General features: G+C 55.1%; 21 protein-coding genes. 8 read left to right on the plus strand and 13 right to left on the minus strand.

Going from position 1 to position 16,613, the window contains the following annotated elements; translation table 11 throughout:
- Positions 1-239: 239 nt before the first annotated feature.
- The 13 genes from ACOI2T_RS22970 to ACOI2T_RS23030 form a co-directional block, all read right to left on the minus strand.
- Complete coding sequence (locus tag ACOI2T_RS22970; protein WP_409506454.1) at positions 240-734, minus strand: restriction endonuclease; 495 nt, start codon at positions 732-734, stop codon at positions 240-242.
- 38 nt (positions 735-772) lie between these two features.
- Positions 773-1,252 (minus strand): hypothetical protein, encoded by a 480-nt coding sequence (locus ACOI2T_RS22975; protein WP_409506455.1) that lies wholly within the window; start codon positions 1,250-1,252, stop codon positions 773-775.
- Positions 1,253-1,698: 446 nt separating this feature from the next.
- The gene (locus ACOI2T_RS22980; RefSeq protein WP_409506456.1) at positions 1,699-2,055 is read right to left on the minus strand and encodes a DUF7210 family protein; all 357 of its coding nucleotides are present in this window, start codon (positions 2,053-2,055) and stop codon (positions 1,699-1,701) included.
- Between the two features lie 11 nt (positions 2,056-2,066).
- Positions 2,067-2,345 (minus strand): hypothetical protein, encoded by a 279-nt coding sequence (locus ACOI2T_RS22985; RefSeq protein ID WP_409506457.1) that lies wholly within the window; start codon positions 2,343-2,345, stop codon positions 2,067-2,069.
- 9 nt (positions 2,346-2,354) lie between these two features.
- Positions 2,355-3,287 carry a hypothetical protein gene (locus ACOI2T_RS22990; RefSeq protein ID WP_409506458.1) on the minus strand — a complete coding sequence of 311 codons (933 nt, stop codon included), beginning with the start codon at positions 3,285-3,287 and terminating at the stop codon, positions 2,355-2,357.
- Between the two features lie 19 nt (positions 3,288-3,306).
- The gene (locus ACOI2T_RS22995; protein WP_409506459.1) at positions 3,307-3,684 is read right to left on the minus strand and encodes a capsid cement protein; all 378 of its coding nucleotides are present in this window, start codon (positions 3,682-3,684) and stop codon (positions 3,307-3,309) included.
- Entirely contained in the window at positions 3,685-4,896 is a 1,212-nt protein-coding gene (locus ACOI2T_RS23000; protein ID WP_409506460.1) for a phage protease, read from the minus strand. It abuts the gene before it with no gap.
- Between the two features lie 340 nt (positions 4,897-5,236).
- The gene (locus tag ACOI2T_RS23005) at positions 5,237-6,016 is read right to left on the minus strand and encodes a phage minor head protein (protein WP_409506461.1); all 780 of its coding nucleotides are present in this window, start codon (positions 6,014-6,016) and stop codon (positions 5,237-5,239) included.
- Positions 5,994-7,394: a phage portal protein family protein gene (locus ACOI2T_RS23010; protein ID WP_409506462.1), complete on the minus strand. Its 1,401-nt coding sequence runs from the start codon at positions 7,392-7,394 to the stop codon at positions 5,994-5,996. The genes ACOI2T_RS23005 and ACOI2T_RS23010 overlap by 23 nt, the downstream gene beginning before the upstream one ends.
- Positions 7,395-7,453: 59 nt before the next feature.
- A complete protein-coding gene (locus ACOI2T_RS23015) occupies positions 7,454-8,269 on the minus strand; it encodes a hypothetical protein (RefSeq protein WP_409506463.1) in 816 nt (271 codons plus the stop codon).
- Between the two features lie 176 nt (positions 8,270-8,445).
- Positions 8,446-9,657: a PBSX family phage terminase large subunit gene (locus tag ACOI2T_RS23020; RefSeq protein WP_409506464.1), complete on the minus strand. Its 1,212-nt coding sequence runs from the start codon at positions 9,655-9,657 to the stop codon at positions 8,446-8,448.
- Positions 9,620-10,162, minus strand: coding sequence for a terminase small subunit (locus ACOI2T_RS23025; protein WP_409506465.1), 543 nt, complete (start codon positions 10,160-10,162; stop codon positions 9,620-9,622). The genes ACOI2T_RS23020 and ACOI2T_RS23025 overlap by 38 nt, the downstream gene beginning before the upstream one ends.
- Positions 10,163-10,205: 43 nt before the next feature.
- Positions 10,206-13,412 (minus strand): Eco57I restriction-modification methylase domain-containing protein, encoded by a 3,207-nt coding sequence (locus ACOI2T_RS23030; RefSeq protein ID WP_409506466.1) that lies wholly within the window; start codon positions 13,410-13,412, stop codon positions 10,206-10,208.
- A gap of 160 nt (positions 13,413-13,572) precedes the next feature.
- Here ACOI2T_RS23030 and ACOI2T_RS23035 point away from each other — a divergent pair, with 160 nt between their 5' ends.
- From ACOI2T_RS23035 to ACOI2T_RS23070, 8 genes are all read left to right on the plus strand, one after another.
- On the plus strand, positions 13,573-14,007 hold the full coding sequence (locus tag ACOI2T_RS23035) for a hypothetical protein (RefSeq protein ID WP_409506467.1): 435 nt from the start codon (positions 13,573-13,575) through the stop codon (positions 14,005-14,007).
- Between the two features lie 569 nt (positions 14,008-14,576).
- The gene (locus ACOI2T_RS23040) at positions 14,577-14,771 is read left to right on the plus strand and encodes a hypothetical protein (protein ID WP_409506468.1); all 195 of its coding nucleotides are present in this window, start codon (positions 14,577-14,579) and stop codon (positions 14,769-14,771) included.
- Positions 14,768-15,031 (plus strand): hypothetical protein, encoded by a 264-nt coding sequence (locus tag ACOI2T_RS23045; RefSeq protein ID WP_409506469.1) that lies wholly within the window; start codon positions 14,768-14,770, stop codon positions 15,029-15,031. Before ACOI2T_RS23040 ends, ACOI2T_RS23045 begins: the two co-directional genes overlap by 4 nt.
- A gap of 274 nt (positions 15,032-15,305) precedes the next feature.
- Positions 15,306-15,536, plus strand: coding sequence for a hypothetical protein (locus tag ACOI2T_RS23050; protein ID WP_409506470.1), 231 nt, complete (start codon positions 15,306-15,308; stop codon positions 15,534-15,536).
- A complete protein-coding gene (locus tag ACOI2T_RS23055; RefSeq protein ID WP_409506471.1) occupies positions 15,533-15,679 on the plus strand; it encodes a hypothetical protein in 147 nt (48 codons plus the stop codon). Before ACOI2T_RS23050 ends, ACOI2T_RS23055 begins: the two co-directional genes overlap by 4 nt.
- Positions 15,680-15,687: 8 nt before the next feature.
- Positions 15,688-16,065 (plus strand): hypothetical protein, encoded by a 378-nt coding sequence (locus ACOI2T_RS23060; protein ID WP_409506472.1) that lies wholly within the window; start codon positions 15,688-15,690, stop codon positions 16,063-16,065.
- Entirely contained in the window at positions 16,066-16,296 is a 231-nt protein-coding gene (locus tag ACOI2T_RS23065; protein ID WP_409506473.1) for a hypothetical protein, read from the plus strand. It begins immediately after the preceding gene.
- Complete coding sequence (locus ACOI2T_RS23070; protein WP_409506474.1) at positions 16,289-16,441, plus strand: hypothetical protein; 153 nt, start codon at positions 16,289-16,291, stop codon at positions 16,439-16,441. Before ACOI2T_RS23065 ends, ACOI2T_RS23070 begins: the two co-directional genes overlap by 8 nt.
- The last annotated feature ends 172 nt before the right edge of the window (positions 16,442-16,613 follow it).

The raw sequence follows: 16,613 nt of genomic DNA on the forward strand, positions 1-16,613 counted from the left end.
AGGGATCTTGATGTTGACGTTCTCCGGTTCGATGATGATGTCGGCTGACATGAGGCGCAGTTCCTTGTTTAGTTATCTACCTCCAATTAATCACAGTGCCAACTGTTTTGGAATACTCAGCCTTGCTCTGGCCAGTCGATACCGGCCTCCTGCAACTCTTGATCCCACCGAATCAAATCGAACGTGTCGCGCAGCATCCGGTCAAACGAATCTTCTTCCATACCCGGTTAGACGCAGTGCTACCGCATCCGGTTCCACCCGGTTCCCGGTAGGGCAAGGCCGATGAGTACGAGCGCCAGGACCACGCCGACGACGACCGTCCCGATCCATCTGAATTGCTGGCTCATCACCAGGGCAAGGATCTTAGCGCCGGTCGACACGGTCATCAGCCGACGAGCCGCGTCGTTAACCGGCGTCACCTTGCCGGTCTGGTCGTAGACGTACAGACTGATTCCCATCTGATTCGCGTACTCGACGGCTTGGGGTGAGTAGCCCTTGAAGTCGAAGAACAACAACGCCTTTGGCATCTCCCCCGCTGCCGCGCCCCAGAGGTTTTGGATCTCAGGCCGACCTGCTTTAACGCTGCGGAACTTCACCTGTGCGAGGGCCTGGCTAGAGCGGACATCAATGCCCCCGTCCGCTCCGTGCATTGGCGAGACTGCATCCACGTAGCCCCAGGACCGCAGAACTTCAGCGGCGTTGAGTTCGGCTTGCTTGGGGGTGGTGATGAGCATTCACTTCAAGCGAACCATAAATACGACAATAAATCGAGTTAGTCACCTGGACGGCAAACAATGGAATGGCTTTTATGATCAAACTGAATGATGCACTTGTCCGGCTCCTGAGGCGCATACGCCGCAAAGAACGCAGCCGCGATTAGTATGCTCGCGGACACGATGAGAACAAAAATTCCACTGCCGAACAAAAATGGACCGTAATACGAAGGGTATCCAAGCTTGTCAGAGTCCTTTGGCAGTTGGTCGCTACCACTAACGATGTTGTCTGCCTTCTTTTTCGCAAGGTTGGTAGCCGTCTGCTCGAAAACGATCTTACAAAGACCAATAAGCACGCCGGACAATATAGCGGAAGTTATGAACCAGGCACGAAATAGAGGTGATGTGGCTCCAAACAGCTTGTCAGCAAGGCCACCTGCTACCAGGAGGGCTGCCACAGCACCACCGATATAGACGCATTTTTTGTCGCGCCTCTCAAATGCCGACAGCCATGCGTCGACCGTACGGGAATCAGTCACCGATTATCCATTCCAGAACTTTTCTCCAAAAGTCTTGCACAATCTCGCTAACGTCGCTCTCCGTTAGCGGTGGCATATCATTTTGGATCCTCTTGATTTCGCTTAGAGCAACAAACTCGACAGCGAATCGGATAACGACGAATGGCGCCTCAGCAGTAAGCATCTGTTCGAACGCAGTGTTGACAGACTGCATAACACGTATATCGTCGTACACGATCGATGGATTTATATCGGAGTATGAATCGACAGTCATCGACGCATGCTGTAAACCGTCTTTCAGAGCGTCGTAGGGGTTATCGATCATAAGCCTGAGTCCCTTCGCGTAGACATGGCCGGACTGTCACATCAGCAATATTCTGGCACCGCCAGCCATACCAGCGCGGAGTAATCACAAACAAAAGACGGCCCGTTCAGGCCGTCTCGTCGCGTGTGGTGGATTCTGTCGTCTACTTCGACTGTGTGGTCGTCTTTGACTCTGGAGCCTTCTTGGCGGTGTCCTGAGCCTCTTTGACGATGCGATCTGCCTCAGCTTCAGCCTGCGCAACGACTGCTTCGGCGTCTTCTTTGGCTTTGGCTGCGATCTTCTCTGCCTCATCTTCAGCAGCGGCGATGATCTCCGCTGCCTTGGCATCTGCTTCGCTTGTGTCGACCACTACCTTCTCGGCATCCGCCTTGGGATCGCGGGCGGCGCCAGTCTTTATCAGATAGTCAACTGTCTTCTGATCACCTTCGAAGACATCGCCTGGTTTGTACCAGTTGCCTTCGTGCTTGACGCCTGCGGTCAGTTTTACTTTCACTCCCATCACTTACCTCCTTACGGTTCGAGCACCGTTACGTGAAAAACATTGTTGGCTGTCGCGGCAGCGGCCAGGGTGACCGTGAGCGTCGTGGTAGCAATCGCTACGTTGTCGACGAACTGATCCTGGTTACCGGCTGGGTAGATCCCGAGGACCACCGAGCCGGCCGTGACGGTCGCGGTGCCAGACGTAGAGCTGGCGTTCACCGTGACCGTCTTCGTTGAGATGTTCGCTGCGCCGTCGATCTTCGCGCCCTTCAGGACTGCACCTTTGAATCCGATTTCATTACGTGCCATGTGGACCTCCTATTCCCAGTCCGCAAACGCGTCTGTGAAGGTGTAGAAGGCTTCTGGCAGCAACAGTTCGTAGTTGTAGTAGTCGGTAACCACGATCTCGGTGTACGAAGGGTTATGTTTCTGGTCTTTGGTGACCTGGCGACCATTCTCCAGTGAGAACTTGTAACCGCCGTTGATCTCTTTGCGGCCTGGCTTTGGTGTGACGTAGGCGAGAACCACGTCGCTGCCCCAGACTTCGTTGATGTCCGCGGTCAAGCCTTCTGCTGCGAGGTTCGCGTTCGCCTGGCCGATCAGGACGTTAGTGATGCCGAAACCGCCGAGCAGTTGCTTCAGCTGGTCGAGACCAACCGCGCCGCCGACTGCCCATTTGAACTTGTCGACTACCGCAGGGTGGCTGACGAACTGTAGGAAGCTGTCAAGGCTCAGTGCGATGGTGTTCGGTTTGCGGAATGGGAAGTTCGCGAGTGCAAGACGGATGTCGTTGAGCGGGTCCGCATCTGGGTTGCTCCAGCGAGCCGCGCCGACAAGAGCCGTACCAGGTACGTTGCTCAGATTGGTGACATAGTCAGCCAGGTTCTTCTCATCGTAGAGAGCCATGCGCTCCAAGATGAATTCGGTTGTGTCGCTTTCTGGGTTGAACGGATCGTCGGTCAGTTCGTAGTCATCTTTCGTGACTTCACCGGACAACGCGTGCTCAGCCAGTGGCTTGCCGTCTTTGTATGTACGGGTGTAGCTGACGCTCTTGGCTTTCGACAGACCGGTACGTGTCGTGTTGCCGATCAGTTCCAGGTTCTCTTTACCGTATTCAGGAACCTTGAACGTTGGTTTGCTAACTGGCACAACAGGAAACAGCTTGTCAGCGATGAAGCTATCCTGCGAGTTGACCCATGCGTTGGCGACGTTCGTCAGCGCTGGATCGAGATAGATAGGTGAGTTGGCCATATTCAGTTGTCTCTACTTTCTAGTATTTCTCGTTATGTTTGATGTACTCGACGACCTCGTTGGCAGTCGTGGTGCGTACGGCGCGACCGATGACGCGGTTGCCTGATGTCGTGGTTGCGACGGCCTGGCCGTTGGCGTCAGACGTGATATACGCGTCCTTCGAGATGCCTGAGTTGGCCGACTTCACCTTGAACGTGCCGACACCGTTGAGCAGCACAACATCTGCTGTCTGGCCGAGCTTTGGCGTGTTGTCGAGTACGCCCAGGATTGGGTCTGTCGCTGCCGATGCGAGGACAACGTTGCCGCTCGAATCAAGTTTGACGATGTGGTAGCGCTTCGCCGACAGATCTGCTCCCGCAGGAGCGCTGTAGCGTTCGCCTGGTTGGATTGCTGTCATTTACTGTTCCTCCTCTGCGAGTTGGCTTTTAAGGTTTGCGTCTGCGTCCAGCACCTGGGCGCGAGCGGCTGAGTAAGCAATTTGCTTGCCTTCAGCGCGGGCGTCCGCTTGGATCTTGCGAACACGTTTGTCAAGTTCGACAGAAGCTTCGACCTTCACGTCCTGGCCCTTGTCACCAAGCTCTTTACCGAGCTCTTCGTTCTTCGGCAGGGTGCTGATCAGGTTCTCCAGCGCCGTACGGCTCTCACCGCGAGATGCGAGCAACTGTTTGACCCATTTCTCTTTGTCACCGCTCTTGATCTGGCCCGCTTTGATTGCGCCGCCGATGATGTCTTCGGCTTTCTTCTGTTCCAGTTCAGCTTTCGCTTGGCGACCGGCTTCAGCGTCGGCGCGCAGCTTGTCTAGTTCGTCCTGGCTGATCTGGACGCCTGTGACTGCACTGGCTTGCACCTTGGTTGGTTCCGCTGGGGTCTCAGGCTCTTCCGGTGTTTCGGGAGTCTCCGGTGTCTCCGGCTCAGCAGGAGCTTCGACCAAGCCAAACGCTGTGCGTTCGTCATCGGTCAGCTCGTCTTTGTGCTCACCCAGGAACGTCTTTTCTTCGTCCGTGAGATCCGCAACTTGCTTCTTTCGAATGTCTTCGAGATTCATCTTGTCTCCTTCTCGATTAGGTTTATTGCCGTCTCCTGACGTCACGTCTGCCTTCTTTGGTTTAGAGGGCACACGGGACGCCATGATCGGTTTCAGTTTCTTGAACAGTGGGATATTCGTCAGGGCAGCGCCAGTCAGGACGTTGTCGACGAACTCAAACTCAGCCTCTGGGTCTTCCCATGGGAAGCCGCGAGGGTTGAATTCCGGCGAAATATAACGCCACTCACCAGCTTTGAGCGCAGTGATAGCAGCGTCGGTCCACTCAATGTCGTAGGCGACCAATGCTTCTCGATCTTCATCGACACGGACCTTTGGCACCCATGCCGCAGCCTTGTCCCATGACTCATGGGCGTAGTTGATCGGAGCCTTCTTGTCGGCTTCGACCAAGCCAACGCCCTTAGCGAAGTTGGCCGCAAACTCGTGCAGGTCGGCAAGCGTGATTTCAAAGTCACCGTGCCAAGGTGTATGCCAGGTTCCAGTGCGGAGCAGTTCAATCTCACTTGGAGCATTACCCGACCTGTCGGCTTTGATGGAAACTTTGGTGAGTAATGATCGAGCTGGCATATTCTGTTAATAAAATGCGGCAACATAATGCTGTTGTCAACAGGGGTAAATAGCCCCATTTCAAAAACTGTCAAACTGTGCGACACTTGTATGCAGAAATGAAAAATCAACGACCACGATTGTCACGCGCCGAACTAGCTAGGCTAAAGGTCGCCATGGAGCGAATGCAGCCACGAGACGTGCTGCATGAAGCAATCAAATCCGAGATGAAGCGGCGCGGACGGTGGAAGGTTAAGCCGCGAGGTAGACCCGGTTGGCCGTTTGATACCCGCCGCCGGTTAGCCAAAGATTCTAGTCCGGATGAAATTATCGATGAGATCAACCGTCGATGGACCGAACACTAATACTCAAGGAAGCTCGAACACCTACAGCGGGGATGTGACGGTGGATGGTCTACACCATTGCTGAACGTCTTGGTTATCGCCACCGTCTCACCATCGAGCGGCGCGCAGATCTGACAAGCTCCAGCCAGCGCCTCATAGACCTTGCGCTTCGCTCCCGTTTCCAGCCCGAAGTTCATCAACCCCGACTGGTACGCGTTCACACTTTCGGTCTGCGCGATCATCTCAGCCCGCACCGGGTTGTTGATCACCTTGCGGATACGGGCGACCATGGCGTCCCGGTTCTCACCGAGCGCAATGCCCCTCTTGATGGCTTCCTGGATCAGCTTGCGGTTGGTATCGGTCACCTGACTCACCAGGCCTGCCGTGTGTTCCCTTGCGGCAGTGAGTATCCAGTCAGTGAGTGAGTCCACGCCGAGGGTAATGCCGTACTCGAGTTCGCCGAACTGTGCGCCGGTCACGGTCAGCATGGTCAGGGCATCGATCACGGCATTCGTCAGGTCGATGGCCTCCCCCGCCCACACTGCATCGTCCTTGTTGGCCAGCGGCGAGCTGGCGGCCTTGATGGGCTCAGGAACCAGCGTCCAGTCGACGTACTGTGGGGCTCTCTCAGCCAGTCCAGCGAGATACTCGGCAACTTGTCCATCCAACTGCGCTTCGTAGCGTAGAAGCGCTTTGAACGTCTCAGGATGGCGTCTGTAGCTGGGTGTCCACTCTTCGCTTGCCCGAATGCCCTGTGTCAGTTCGGCTCTAGCCTCAAGCAGCGTTTGGCGATTCATGGGCAGTCTCCGTGTACAGCTTCTCCGTTATCGCGGCGCGGAGCTGGCGGGCGGTGTCGATCAGAGACGCTTCGACCTTCACGTCCTCAGCCTTGGTCTTATCGTCTGTCTTTGATTCGTCGGTTTCAGTGTCTTCCGCCGGCGCCTTGGTGGTTTCCTCGGTCTTCGTCTGGCGGACCTGGCCCTTGATGTCTTCGTTCATGTCTGGGAAGTGGAGAATGCTGCGAGCGTGCTCTTCGTCCTCGTCGGTGACGGTCAGCATGCCTGCGCTTTTGAACTTGGTCGCAGCTTCAGCCAGAACCGCTACGTCTTCGTGAGCCACGCGGCCTGGTTTCCACTTCGGGTAGTCGTTCACGGTGAAGTTCAGGTCAACAATCTTCTTCACGATGACCTCGTTGACCGCCGCGGCGATCTGTTCGGCGATGGCTTGGTCCTGCTGTTCAAGCAGTGCGCGTTGGTCGGTTGAAGCGGCGAATGATCCGCTGCTGGACTGTGCGCCGATGTCGATGTACTGGACTGCCATGTTCTTCAGGATCTGGCGATCATGGTGAGCGATGGACTCTTTCGGGTCAGCTGTGGTGTTGGCCTGCATGTCCATGAAGTTGATGTCCCAGCCTTCAGGCTCCTCGATGTACGCCCGTTCGTTGGCGCGGACATTCGCGGCAGCGGCCTTGGCTTCATCGCGCATCTTCTGATCGGCACCCTTGGGGTACTTGATCTTCACGACACCGAGCGCCTGGCGCTCATGCTTCACAGCGTCGATTTGGTAGAAGGTCTTCTTGTAGTACCAGTTCTGATAAGCGCTGCGCAGAATCGACAGCCCTTCCCAGTTGTCCCCCTCCTTCTGGTGGCTGAGGATGATCAGCTTGTCCATTGGGATGGAAACCGTCTCACCGCTGGTAAGACGTTGGGTGATCCCTGGCGTGTGTTCCTTTGTCTCCCAGGCCTCGATGGTGGTCTGCTTGCGGTAAGCGATCTTCACCAGGACGATGCGGTCGACGCCGTTGACTGGCCGCACATCGAACACCAGCTCTGCCACGTAGAAGCCGAAGTCCAGCATGGTCAGCATCTCGGTAAGGGTCTCGCGCCAGTTCAGTACCTCGGTGAAGTTGTAGTCGATCAGCTCTTTGGCGTCCTCGTCGACCGTGTCTTCCCCACCTGATTCGGTGTTCCAGGTTACCGAGATAATCGGGTACTTCACCGCCATCAGACCGGCGTGCACAGTTGCATCGCCGCGGCGCATCTCTTCGTACATCTTGATGGCGTAGCGCCCACGGAGTTCTGGCCGGTACTCGTCACTCGAGATGATCCCGTTGAATATCTGAACACCGGAGTCACCGAGTTCGATTGGGTTCTTCTTTTGTCGAGTCTTGGCCATCTACTGACTAATTAACCACAGACGGGGCGTTTGGTAAACGGGACCAAGACGCCAACGCGTTAGTATGCAGGAATGTTTTGCGGGTTGCTGGCACGCAGGGTCTTGTCTCTTGAGTCGCATTGGTACACTTGAATCGGCTTGCCATCGATGAACTGATAGTACTTTTGCTTTGATCCATCGTAGTCTGCGTCTTTTGACACATTCTTTAAAGACACGTTCATTACTTTAGTCTCAACCCCCTTAGGGTCGAAGCCATTATTAAGGACGGTGTATTTAAACACAGGTGACTCAACCGGTAAGTGATTCACTGCACTTGTGTCAACCTTAGAGACGCCACTAAGGTTGTCATCTCGCTCTAATACATTTTGCATGACTGTATCATATACAGGGTTTGAATTATCAATAGCCGCTGCAATAACCTTCGCTCGGTCCCTGTCCGACAGTTCTGTTGTTGTGGCTGCGAAGTAATAAATCGACTGTTCACTGGTAAGTATCTGATCGCCTGTCATTTCAAGTGACGGCTCAACAATCTTCTCGGCAAGAGGATTCTCCTTCATGAGCTTTGCGTTTGCCGCTTGGATACGAGTCATACCTTCGTAGCCTGGTTCATTGGTTGGTTGCTGGAGCTGATTCCATGCCCATGCAACACGCTCTTGGTCACTGAAATATTCGTCGCTTCGAAATTCGCTAGGGAGTGCGTTATCGATAGTCATCGCCTCTGGAGCACTCGATTGCTCAGAAGCAGTTGGCGGCTGAACGCTCGTGTCTCGCTGCGCAGCGTCGGTTAGTGCGTCGACCGATCCCTTGGTCATCAGATAGCCGACCCCGTACGAGATACCGGCGATACACAGCACCCCTGCAAGTGCTATCCCCACCCATAGCGGCCACCTCGATGCTCCCCCACCCGACCGGCCAGGACCACCTGAAGACATGTTGGACATGCGGCAACTCCCCTGAGACGCAATACGATTCCCCCGAACCGGCTCATACTAACCACACAGAGCAAATCTGCGCAGCCTACGTTCGGATGACGTGACCAGCGGTATCGCCTCTAGAAGCTCGATCCGATCAAACCGGAAGTGATTGGGGCACTCGAGGAATCGGTGTCGTCGTCTTCACCGGATGGGAAGGGCTGTGGCTTGTTCTCGATCAGATCGTCGAGCGCGTACCGTCCGGCGTCCATGGCGTGGTTGAAGAGGTCGCGCGGTACATTCAATGGCTCCCCGTTCTTGTCTAGCTTCCAGAGGTAGTTCCGCTCCTCCTTGATGATGTTCGTGCTGCGCTCAGTTACATAGACCTGGACCCGTTTCACCTTCTGGATGCCGTTCCGAACCGAGTCTGCGCCCTTCTCCGCGCCGATGATCATCACGCCCTCCGATGAAATCTCATCGATCGACTTCGGTTCAGCGGAGTCAGCCACCACAAGCACCTGCTCATCTTGTTCGAGGATGTGACGCGCCAAAGACGGGTTGTCGTAACCTTTTTCGTACAAGCATTCATCCCAGATGTAGCCGCCGTTCCATTCGTATATGTCAACGATGGCAGAAGGGTGATTGCTGTAGCCGAAGTCCAACCCTCGGCGCACCAGGCGAGCCTCTGCGGGGATCTCGGGTATGTGTATCCAATTGGTCATGATCTGGCCTTCATTCCGACCAATCTCCCCCTCTGCGTACACCTGGCGGTAGTTCTCGTCTATTGCGGCGTTCTCCTCGATCTCGCGGACCAGTGACGCTTCGAGCGCTTCGTTGTCGCGGTAGGTCAGCTTGAGGAAGTCGTGCACGCGGTAGGGCATCAACTTCTCATGTGCCCAGAACGCCGATACCGGGTTGAAGTCGATGATGATCAATCGCCGGGTACGACCGGCGAGCTGGCGGTAGATGGGCCACGGTACGTTGTTCGCCTCGTTGACGAACAGGATGTCACGTCGAGGTCCGTGAGCCTTACCGGCGTTGTCAACGCTAAAGAACTCGATGATTGACCCGTTAGGGAACGTGTAAACGAACTCGCCCTTACTCCAAGCATTGTCGTCCCAGTAGCGCTGCATCTTCATGATGTTTTTGAAGTCGCGAATAGCGCCAAGCTTCAAGTGCGGCAGCGATTCTGAGACAACACTGATGACCAGGTTGTCGTTGGACTGCGCAGTATGGATCAGATAAGCGAGTATCGAGAACGTCTTTGAAGCGCTCGTTCCACCCTGGATGATGCGCAGGCGCTTAGTGAGCGCACTAATCTTCCGTAGAGCTGTCGTTTGAACCAGCGGCATCTTCGTCCTCTACTTCCAACTTGGTCGGCGCAAGGCCGGCGAGCAGAGGGATCGGCTGATCCTTAGTTGTGTGGTCGACGCTTTGCTTGTCCGTCCAGTCGACGTGCTTGCCCTGGTAGTTGTTGATCAGGTTGAACTTTGCGCCATTGGCGTACGGACCGAACAGTTGCTCTTCGGCATACTCTTCACAGCGGTTCTTGGCTGCCTGAATCGAGGGGAAATACTCGTCGCGATTTTGATAGTTCAGGAGGGTTTTTCTGTCCACACCCAACGCCCTGGCCAAACCAGACATAGTGTACGGACGCTGTTCAGACATGACGTCGCGAGTCTCGAACATTGTGTGACCTTTTGCATTGAGACCAGTTGCAACCATCTGCTTGATGATGTGCGGATCACAGGAATCGAAGTAAGACTGAATTGCCGCATCCAACTCAGCGACAGACTGGAACTTCAGCGGACGCCCGCCTGGATGCTTCTGCTGATCTTGCTCCTGTTGATCTGCCATGTGTATCACTATTAATGCCACACAACGGCTTTCATGTCGAGTCCTATAAGTAGTCGAACTCCATAGCCTCGACAGTCGCGATCTCCCGCCGAGTCAACCCGAACAGCTTGTAGAACCCCCGGTCAATCTGTTGATTGAGCTTGACGATCTCGGAAACCTTCTCCTCCAGGATCGCGGAGTGTTTCGTGTGCGACTCCATAAGATCCTCGACTTCCGTCGTCTTGAACTTCTTTCGGAAGTTCGTGACGAACGCGGGCGATTCGAGCGACCACCACTCACTGTTTGCAGTAGGCCACGAGGTCAACCCGAACGTCGTACTGATCAGCGTCTTGAACTTGTCGTCGGCCTCCACCTTCTCGCGATAGAGCGTCGACAACTTGGCAGCGGGCTTGACGAACGGCTCTTGCGCATCAAGGTCGATCTTCTTGATCGGCGTCACACGCAGATTGGGCGCGGAGAATCCGAGGTAACCGCCGGCCATCCTGGCGCCATCGAACAAGCAGGTGAACACGTAGTTGTAGAGACGCGAATTCACCCATGCCAGAACGTATTCAGGCAGATAGTCGTCCTTGAACTTGTGGACACAGTTGGTGTCGATAGACGCGTACTCGCCGAGGCTGTCGTAAACCGCCTCAGCTCGCAGGGCAATCTTGGCGAAGATGATCTTCGGCGACTCGTACAACTCCTTGCGGCCAGGACTGACCTGACTTAGATCCAGGTAGGGCTTCATGTAAGTTCGGCCCTGCTTGGTGAACCGACGCAATCCCCAGAGGCTCGTGTACTGGTCGATGGTGCCGGTGTTAATGATCTTGTGGCCACTGGTGTCACTGACATGCTGCCCGTACGCGTCGGCCTCAGCCGCCGTCGACGTGGCGTTGATCTCACCAACTGCCGTGAGCCTGGTGGACTGTGCGAATACCTTCTCCGTAATCGGCAGCTTGTCGTTGAGCAGGAACCCCATGATGTTGTCGGGGAGGGATGTCAGCTTTGACGAGTCATGATCCTCGCCCAGCGGTACCGCGGTCATCTCTTCAAGTCGACCGGCAGTGATCTTGTAGGTTCCCTTTGCCTTTTCCTTGGTAAGGATAGTGACGACCGGATACACATCCGCGTCCTCAAAAACGTTGGCGTCAGTGGCATTCAGGATCGAGACGAACGTGGCGTTCTCGACCAACCACTTCCGTAGCGCCGCCCCGTACCCAATAGACAGCCACCGGTTCGGGGTGATGAAGCCCAGCTTCCCGCCCTGCTTGAGCAGTTCGAACCCGCGCTCGAAGAAGTAGATGTAGAGGTCTACCGCGCCGACTGCCGTTGTATAACCCGAGCGCATGTGACGCCGCTCGGCCTCCGGGATGTTCCGGCTCATCTCGATGGCATTGACGTATGGCGGGTTGCCCACCACCACGTCGAAGCCACCCTTCTCCATGATGTCAGCGAAGTCCTCAGCCCAGTTGAAGGGCTTGTCCGTGAACATGGGGTTGTCAACCAACGAGTTACCGCACTTGATGTTTCCATCCAGTGATGCGAGCGGCTTGTTCTTCTCGGCAGTCTTCAACCAGAGACTAAGCTTGGTGATCTCGACAGACTCACGGTTCAGATCAACGCCGAAGATGTTTGTTGTCAGGATATTTCGGACGAACTCTTCACTCGAGTACAACGCCGCATCGCCAAGGATGTCGGCTACACGCTGGTTCTCCCGCAGCAGATAGTCGAAGACATACACCAGGAATGCACCTGAGCCACAGGCCAAATCAAGCACCTTCAGGCCTTGCAGAATGAACTGGTACTCGATGTACGCCTTCTGCTGGCGCTCCTCGTAGCCCTTCTCACCGAGTCGTCCAGTCAGCTTGTGCTTGGCCTGGATTTCCCGTTCCTTCTCCCGAAGGTATTCACCGACAGTGTTGTCGACGATATAGCGAACAACGTAGTCGGGCGTGTAGTAGATGCCTTCACGATGACGTTGTCCAGCATGAGCCGTTATGTCGGCGGCGAGGTCATCAGGATCGACACCGGCATGAATCTGTCGGCGGATGCCCTCCAAGTCAGTGATCGACTGCTCGAAGATATGGCCAAGAACGTTGACCGGCAGCTCATCCTCGAACTCGTAGTCCTCCCCCAGCTTTCCGAGACTGCGCATCACGTCGTCTGAAATATCGAGGCTGTCGATCACTTCGTCGTACGCAAAGAGTCCACCGTTATAGCCGTTGGGGATCTCAAGTTGTCTACTACCCTTGTCGATAGCAGTGAAGAGCCGTTTGAACGCGTTGAAAAGATTCGAGTCGATCCGTGACTCGTCCGCTTCCCTAATCACCAGGCCGATGGTGTCCGGCGGCAACAGGTTGATGTCCTCCGCAAAGCAGGCGAATACGACACGATCCACGATCGTCTGCGCCTTCTCAATCGCAAGGTCGGAATCGATCGAGGGGTTTTTCTTGAGGATGTCCGCCAGCAGGTTGATTCGAGCCTTCTTGTACTTCTCGTAGAACTCCTTACCGATCTTCTCTTGAGCAGTCTGGATCGCACGAAGAAGTTCCTGAGTTTTCGACAGCCCGCGAGCAATGGTGAAATTGTCGACGTGCATCAGGACATACCACGTCTTGAACTTGATGTAGTCGTCTTCGGGATCAACGAGGTCGTCCAGCGTCCAGCTCTCATACACCAGCTCATTGGTGTTATAGAGACGGAATTCCCAGAAGTTGCTTACCACGACGAACGGACACGTCGGGTACTGAGGCTTGTACTTGAAGGCCTGTTGAACGGGAGTGAGGTTACCCTCCCGCTGCTGCGGCTTGTCGAGGGCAATGGCCGCGCCCTTCAGCTCGACAACAGCGAAGATGTTGAAGATGTCCTGATTCGGGTCGTCATACTTCAGGATGGCGTCAGGAATCTGTCGGCCTTCAGTGACATCTTTGGGTTTGAAGGTTGTCGGGACAGTCGGCAGCGCCCTGTAGCCCAGGATCGTTCCGAAGAAATCCTGGTTGTACTGCTGCTCACGGCTGGTCTCAGTGTCCGTCTTCAACGTGCCGTCGTGGTAGTCCTTGTGCCAAGTACGCACAAGATCAATGTGGACCGCGATCTCATCCGTGGAGATCTTCTGTGCTGCCTCGCGCAGCTTTGTCTTGCCGAACAACCCTGCCATGCGATGCAGCTTAGAACCTGCCACCGACACCTGGCGCTCGATCCATGCTTGAAGGTACACACCAACGTCGGCGATCGGCTCGCCGTGGTCACCAGTCTCATCCGGCGTCATGCCAGTGGGCATAGATCACCTGCCATTCGATAAAGGGAATGGGAATTTCAGATGGTCTATTTTCCCATCGTCGCATCTATTAGCGCAAGAATGTCTGATTTTACTATTGCATTTATAGATACGATTGTGCATAATTAAATCATAAGGAGATAATCGCCATATGAAATTGATCAAACCCCTACGTATAACTATCGCCACCACCGCCATCTTGACTATGGCCTTTGGCACCTATGTCGGCGTTCAGGCCGTTACTGGCGGAACTACACAGAAACCACCTGTCGATGCCGTGAAGGTTGAAGGTGTCTATATCACTGAAGGCAAGGCGGACTGGCTACCGAAACCAACTCCGACACCACAAGCCACTGAGCAGAGCAAATCAGAGGGTCAATCATCCGATCAGCCTGTCACGCCGGAAGTACCGGCCCCTACGCCAGCACCGGTTGAGCAGCCGAATCTCTACCAATCGACTGTCATCAACGAGTTCGACTACTCGAACAACAAGCCGCAGACCAGTATCCCAACCAATACTAGCGCTAATACCAATGGTATCTACTACACAGAGATTTCAACCTTCCAAGAACCAACAAAGAAATAATCTTACCTCTGTTATCCACAACTTTACTATTGCAATTATCTGAATAATGTGCTTTAATAAAGATAGATGATAGTTAAGCATCAAAACACCATATCCATTACCGAGACTGCTAAGGTCAATGCCAAGCAGTGGTTACATGACAACGGACCCGCAATCTGCGACAAAGTTGACTGGTTCTTCCAGACGCAGGCGGGATCGCGGTAACCGTACGTCCGGCGATTGACAGTCCACTAGCGTCCGTCGAAGTCAGTAGCTCGGCAGTTCTTCCCCATCAGTGGCGTGTAGATAGTCTCGCCACACGTCTTGCACCAGTGCGAACGATGGATCGTGCCGCATGTGCAGTGCCGACATCCCACGAGAGCGTTTCCCTTCAACCTGTGACCCCGAGGGCAAAAGGCCGGCGCAATCTCTTCCCAGCCGCGGCGTGTACGCCTCAGTCGTGCCATAACCCGCGAGACTAGTTCCGAGTACCGACAAACTTGGATCTCTCCTATCAAATTCGCTTGGTAGACAGGGAAATTCGCGGTTGAGACAATTGAGGATTCCCACTAACCGACCGCAGGAGAACCATGCCTGACGAATTCGAACTTCCGGCTGATGAGCCTCGCATCGTGCGCTTCTGGGACGACGGACGCGCTGAGTACCGCTACCAGCTCAAGGTGACGAAATACCTCCGCTACGTGACGACCGGTACCTCCGGCGACCGCGAATGGGCCGACCGCCAGGCCGCGCACTACGGGATCGAGATAGAAGACACCGAGTGAACCGCCGCATCACCTTCCTCCTGGGGCTGCTGTGGACCCTTCGCTACGGGCGTCGCGGAGACATCGAATGGCCCTGGTATATGCGGTCATTGCCCATCGCGTTGCTCTCGGTATGGGAGGTCTACTGCACACTCCTGGCCTGGGACACGGCTCACCTCGATTCCGATGCCTCGATGGTCATATTCAACGCGCTACTCACCGTATGGAACCTGTATGTCGTACCTTCCGCGATCATCCAGCTCTTACAGCGATGGTGGTGAAGGCACGTCCAAACTGCGTCTCTGGCCTGTGCGACAGAGACTTTCATCATCCTGCGCACTACAAGACCACGCTCAGTTGCGGTTGTCAGGCCGTGTACTGCGTCAAAGCAGTGTCAAACGGACTGAACATAGGTTTGCATCGTTGCCCGTCTTGTGGACGACGAGACGTTGCCATTAAGCGCTACGACATTCTGGACTTCTAATGCCTTGGAAGGGAAAGAGGTTCAAGCGCCTTGAGCCGTACCTTGCCCCAATCTCCGACACGTTCCGCTCCATGCTCGACAAAGAGCGCGAAGCTATACGAGCCGGAGAAACTGCCGGTCTCGACCCCGATAAGCAGTACGTCGCGGTGCGAGTTGGTCGCCCGAAACAACTGCCTATATGGGTCGTATGCGAGTCCCCAGTAGATCCCGAACAAATCGAAGGAGTCATCTTGTTCGTCGCCGATGTGACCTTAGGAACAGCGATTGAGATGGTAAAGAACGGAGCAGAGGTACTCGCATGATCAAAATGCTGATCTATCTCTTCATCGGCTACGTGCTCTATGCCTGCTCGCTTGACAGCCTGATGCACGTGTTCTTCTGGCCGCTGGTCGGCTTCTTCTTCGGTATCTGGCTGCTGATCAAGCTGATTGGAGCACTCTTTTGAATCGGCCGATGGACGATGACATCCCCACGGACCGCGTGGTGATCCTCTCCGAGATGATGTTCGATCCCGACGACGAGCGGTTCAAGGCGCTAATGAGGGCATACCTTCGGACATTTAGTCGTCGGAGCCAACGCCTTGTCGACATCAACATCAACAAGGCGTTGGCCGCACTCGAGTTCGACCCGGTCATCCCGTGCCGCGATCACGTCCGGTATTGCGATAGCACCTCGCACCCTGCCCGGTGGCTGATCAACATGGTCTGTGGCTGCCTTATCCCGTGCTGCGAAACGGCGCTCACGGCCAGGCGCTACGAGTTCCTGTACTCCATCCATCGGTGCGTCCAGTGCGAGAACAAGTCAACCGTCAAGACTATTGAAAGGCTCTAAATGTCAAACGATCCCGACTTCACCTACCGCATCGTCCATGAGTGGTCCATCACCTGGGCGCGGTGGCAGTACGTCTTGATTCAGACATCCAACTACACCGTCGATGGCGAGCCTGAAGTACATCGGTATGAATCGGTTGGCATCGACGAGAATGCGCACCGTCAGTGGGCCGAACGAAACGCGGCCCACTTCGGCGTGGAGATCGAAGGCGCAAAGATCGCTGATGAGTGATCCGCCACCCGCCGAAGAGTTGGAAGAGCGCGAGGCAGCGGCGCGTGAGATTCATATCTGCATGTACCACATGACGATTGAAGACATTCGCCTCCTGATGACCATCGCCCGGTACATGAAGACGCAGCGACTGGAGAACACCTAATGTCCCGAAATAAGTTCGTGCGGATGCGCCTCACGCGGCCGGCAGTGCTTGATGGCCAGCTCTATGACATTGGGTCCATCGTGAAGGTCAGACCGGCCTCAGCGTGGCGTATGTGGCGTCACAGGGCAGGTGTGTGGACACGGCGTGCCACTGAGATCCGGTCGGAGCAACG

It is taken from the genome of Mycolicibacterium wolinskyi str. Jessa 2025 (genome assembly GCF_049241375.1).
Taxonomy (GTDB): domain Bacteria; phylum Actinomycetota; class Actinomycetes; order Mycobacteriales; family Mycobacteriaceae; genus Mycobacterium; species Mycobacterium wolinskyi.